The following is a 4,716-nucleotide window of genomic DNA, read 5'->3' as shown; positions in this document are numbered from 1 at the left end:
CCTTGGGATTGATTCACCCCAAGTGGCAACATCGAACCCCTGGAATGGCTGCCGGACTGACGAATCATGTTTGGACATTTCGAGAGCTTCTGACCGCTAAATTTGAGCCGTTTCATAATCAAAGTAATAGCGGGTGAGCACCAAAAAACAACTTTTTAAATTTAATACGGATGGTCAAACCAAAAGATGATCGAACAAACAAATAATACCCCAAGAAAAAAGACAGCGGTCTTGTTTTCAGTTCAAACCCATGGCGTTTCCAATGAGGAGAACCATTCGTCCCTCCTCGAACTTAGGCGACTGGTTAAAACCATGGGCCTTGAAGTTGTTGCAACGCTGACGCAACGCCGCTCAAAACCTGAGGCGGGAACCTTATTGGGCGCAGGGAAATTAAAAGAACTTGCCGGCTATACCGGCGGCACTGGAATCGTTGAAGGATTTAGCCGGAAGTCAGAAGATGAAACCTGTGACGATAAAGACGAAGATTATCCAGTCGGCAGTCTCTATAGTTCAGTTGACGAGAGTTCAGGCGATGACCCAATGGCAAAAAATAGCGTGCAAGCCGATGTTGTCATTTATGACGGTGAAATTTCCACTAAGCAATTGATCAACCTTGAAAAAGCGACCGGCGTCGAAGTTTTAGATCGGACAGGTGTGATTCTCGAAATATTTAACAGGCATGCCAAAAGCCGAGAGGCCCTCATTCAAGTGGAGATTGCCAAGTTGTCTTATTTGGCACCAAGGCTAAGGGTCTCTCATATTAGAGGTGATCGTCAAGGCGGCGGGATTGGATCTAAAGGAATAGGAGAGACTTCCCACGAACTCAACAAGCGTCATATTAGAGACCGAATATCCGAATTAAAGTCACGCCTCGAGGGGATTCGTTACGAGCAGAATAGACGGCGCAGCCGCAGGAAAGAAAATTTCCAAGTCTCTCTGGTAGGTTATACCAATGCTGGAAAGTCGTCGCTGATGCGAAAGCTGACAGGTAGCGATGTCTTGGTAGAAGATAAATTATTTGCCACCCTTGATACCCGTGTGAAATCTTTGTACCCAGAGGCTTTTCCTCCAGTGCTCGTCTCCGATACCGTCGGATTTATCAAGAAACTACCCCATGATTTAGTTGCATCATTCCAATCTACGCTTGATGAGGCGCTTGCCGCTTCGTTACTATTATTTACGGTCGATGCCTCCGACCCGGTTTTTCGCTCTCAATTGGCTGTGACGCAATCGGTCATCGAAGAGATCGGTGGTGAAAAAATTCCAAACCGCCTGATCCTGAACAAAATTGATAAACTCACAACAGGGGAGTTGGAAGAACTGCATTGTGAATTCCCAGATGGAATTTTCATCTCCGCGCATAACCCTGAGGATATTGCAACTCTGCGAAAAAAAATTCTTCAGTTCTTTGAATCCAATATGATCGAAACGACCATGGTGATACCCTACAGCAAAGGGCACCTTATAGGACAGTTAAAAAACAAAGCCAGCATGATAAATGAATCCTACGACGAAACAGGAACGGAAGTAACATTCAAGACTTTCCCGGAAACATTAACTTGGTTACAAAAAGAGATGGATTGATTCGTTGACCGGAGTGTCATTTGAGTTTTCTTCATGAATCAAGAGCGGGGTAGGGTGGGAACGTTTTTTGTGCCCACCCTATCTGGCTAGTTTGAAAGAAGATACAATTAGCCTGTTCCCTATTTTTTTACGATGTCATCAAACATTAAATCTAAAATTAAGCACATCACCGTCCAGCACTTGATATTTCTTACCTTCAAGGCGAATCTTACCGGCTTCTTTTAACTTTAGCTCGGATTTATACTCAAAAAGATCGGTACAATGATATGACTCTGCCCTGATAAATCCTCGTTCAAAATCGGTATGGATGATTCCGGCAGCCTGGGGTGCCTTGCACCCTTCGGGAAATGTCCAGGCCCGGACTTCTTTTTCACCGGCTGTAAAGTAAGTGTTTAATCCTAGCATGTCATACCCTGTGCGGATAAGCTGATCAAGCCCGAATTCGTGGAGCCCGGCAGCTTCGAGAAATTCGTTTTTTTCTTCTTGAGAGTCGAGATCTGCAATCTCGGATTCTAATTTCCCAGATATGACAACCACCTCGGAATCATCTTTCTGGGCAAGTGCCTTTACCTTTTTAACATACTCATTGTCGGAATCCAGCCCATCTTCATTTACATTGCAGCAATAAAGCTGTTGTTTCATCGTAATGAGATGAAGATCTGAAATCAGCTCTTTTTGAATTTTATCAAGTTCAACACTTCGGGCGGGCCTGCCTTCTTCAAGGGCGTTTGATATCTGCTTTAAAATCGGATCAGCAGCCTTTGCTTTTTCCGATATTTTCTTATCGTGGGACTTCATCTGCTTGACAAGATTATCCTGCCTTTTTATAACCGTCTCAAGTTCAGCTAACGCAAGTTCAATTCCAATTGTTTCTATATCACTCGTAGGATCTACAACCCGTTCACATGAACAATATCATCGTCATCAAAACAACGAACCACATGGATGATTGCACCCACCTGTCTGATATGACCTAAAAACTTATTTCCCAGCCCTTCTCCTTTGGAAGCACCTTTGACCAAACCTGCGATATCAACAAACTCAACAACAGCGGGTATCAGTTTTTGGGGCGTAATAAATTCAGTGATCATCCCAAGACGTTTATCCGGAACCTCCACAATGCCCACGTTGGGTTCAATTGTGCAAAACGGGTAGTTTGCGCTTTCTGCAGGTGCAGATGTAAGCGCTGAGAATATAGTTGATTTCCCCATATTGGGGAGCCCAACGATTCCACAGTTTAATTGCATTATATTATCCTTCTTCCATAAAAATATAAAACCCGACATTAGCATTTGCCGGGGTTGAATTATCTGTTATCAAAAAAAGGGGTTATACTACTGTAATGTGCTAAAATTTCAACACATATTGAATTGGCCTATTTTGTGAGTCCGACCCAAAATATCCAATTACGTGCGTTGACCCTGGTGAATAAGGCGTTTTTATGGTGGTCCCTGCACTGATATGATATAATGCTTAGATATATTAACAATAAGGAAAATCCATGTCCGAAGAAACTACGCCCTGGAAGCAGGCAGAAAAATTTTTGAGAAAAAGTCAAAATCGGCCATCTTTAAGACAGCCCCAGTCTTCATCTTCAAGACAGTCCCATCCTTTTCTAGCAAAGGACCCTGACGCTGTGGTTGGGCAGTTCCAGGATCTGACTGTGAAGAACCTTTCCGACTATGGGGTATATTTAAGTTTTGGCCAGGACCGGGTGCTTCTGCCCAATAAGTACGTGCCGGAAAATACTGCTGTGGGGCAGACAATCCGTGTTTTTGTCTATACTGATTCCGAGGACAGGCCAGTGGCAACCACATTGGAGCCTGCCGGGGTTGTGGGAGATGTTGTGGGACTTAAAGTCAAGGATACAGCCCCTTTTGGCATTTTCATGGATTGGGGCTTGGAAAAAGATCTTCTGGTTCCCCGCAGTGAACAGGAGGGGCGGATGGAGCCGGGTGAAACCCATCTGGTCAGGATTTGCCTGGATGAATCCACCCACAGGATTTATGGGTCCACCCTGATGTCGAACCTTGCCTCTGGTGATGCCGGTGAACTGTCTTATGGGGAGGCTGTGGAGTTGATCATCCATAGTATTTCACCTATCGGCTATACAGCCCTGATCAATAAAACCTGCCTGGGCATGCTTTATAAAAATGAGACCTTTGAAGACCTCTCTATTGGTGACCGGTGCCGTGGGTATGTCCTTCGTGTCCGGGAGGACGGCAAGGTGGATTTAACCCTGAAACAGCCGGGATACGCCTCAGTTGAAGCCTCTGCCCAGAAAATTATACAGGTACTTGAGGCTGGTGGAGGCGTAAGCCCCTGTCATGACAAAAGCCGCCCTGAAGAGATTCAAGCTGCATTTGCCATGAGCAAAAAGGAATTTAAACGGGCCGTGGGCAGCCTGTATAAACAAGGCCGCATCACCCTGCACAAGGCTGACGGGATTCGCCTGAAGTCATGACAAAGCTTATGCTTTTTAACCTGTATGGTGAGGTGGCAAAAGTCAGCAGATGTCATAGTAGCCAAATGCCGGGAGTAATGCCCCGGATATGGTGAAAGGCTGAAAATCAAGAGTAAAGGAAAAGGTATCCATTTGCTCTGTACATACAATGAATCCGAATGGATGAGTATTATGCAGACGAGTGATGGATATATTTTACCCGGTTACGGCCCGGTACTCTTGATTAAACGCCCTGTGCGGACCCGCATGCAGGGTGTTGTGGGGCTGGGGGAGAAAAATTCCCGGCTACCCGATCATGCGCCTGCTGACAAATTGACTGGCGTAACTTATTTAGAATTATCCCACGGAGATTGTTGTCAACTACCCCTCCTGAATCAGAGATTCAGAAGGGGGCTTGTAAAAGCCCAAGTTGACTATCCTGAGTCTCTTTATTAGGGACTACGTTCGGCAGGAAATAGACAATGCTTAATTTTACTCTGACCGCAATTACCCTCAAAATTATTGCCACGGACTCAGGACTAAGTCCGGGATTTTTTACTACCCGGAAGAAATGATGAAAAGAGCCCGGATCAGGGATCACATAATACCAATGGGTGGCATAAGACCCTTTTCCATGGTAATCAACACGATCCATGGAAGGCCAATAAAATGAATTATGCTTATAAATC

General features: G+C 45.1%; 3 protein-coding genes and 1 pseudogene. 2 read left to right on the top strand and 2 right to left on the bottom strand.

Annotated features, from left to right (window positions below):
* Positions 1–186 precede the first annotated feature (186 nt).
* Positions 187–1,584, top strand: a complete 1,398-nt coding sequence (gene hflX, locus B3D59_RS04090; protein WP_286817858.1) for a GTPase HflX — start codon at positions 187–189, stop codon at positions 1,582–1,584.
* A 138-nt stretch (positions 1,585–1,722) separates the two neighbouring features.
* On the opposite strand, the pseudogene ychF reads toward hflX, so the two are convergent.
* Positions 1,723–2,831, bottom strand: a pseudogene (ychF, locus tag B3D59_RS04085) (redox-regulated ATPase YchF).
* A gap of 254 nt (positions 2,832–3,085) precedes the next feature.
* Between ychF and B3D59_RS04080 the strand changes: the two are divergent.
* Positions 3,086–4,048, top strand: coding sequence for a CvfB family protein (locus B3D59_RS04080; protein ID WP_286817857.1), 963 nt, complete (start codon positions 3,086–3,088; stop codon positions 4,046–4,048).
* A gap of 382 nt (positions 4,049–4,430) precedes the next feature.
* Here the strand turns inward: B3D59_RS04080 and B3D59_RS04075 are convergent.
* Positions 4,431–4,716: hypothetical protein (locus B3D59_RS04075; protein ID WP_286817856.1), on the bottom strand; the 286-nt coding region annotated here is incomplete at its 5' end.

The organism is Desulfobacter sp. UBA2225 (assembly GCF_002348205.1).
Lineage (GTDB): Bacteria > Desulfobacterota > Desulfobacteria > Desulfobacterales > Desulfobacteraceae > Desulfobacter > Desulfobacter postgatei.
Note: the sequence above shows the minus strand (reverse complement) of the source record. Positions and strands in the feature narration are given on the sequence as shown.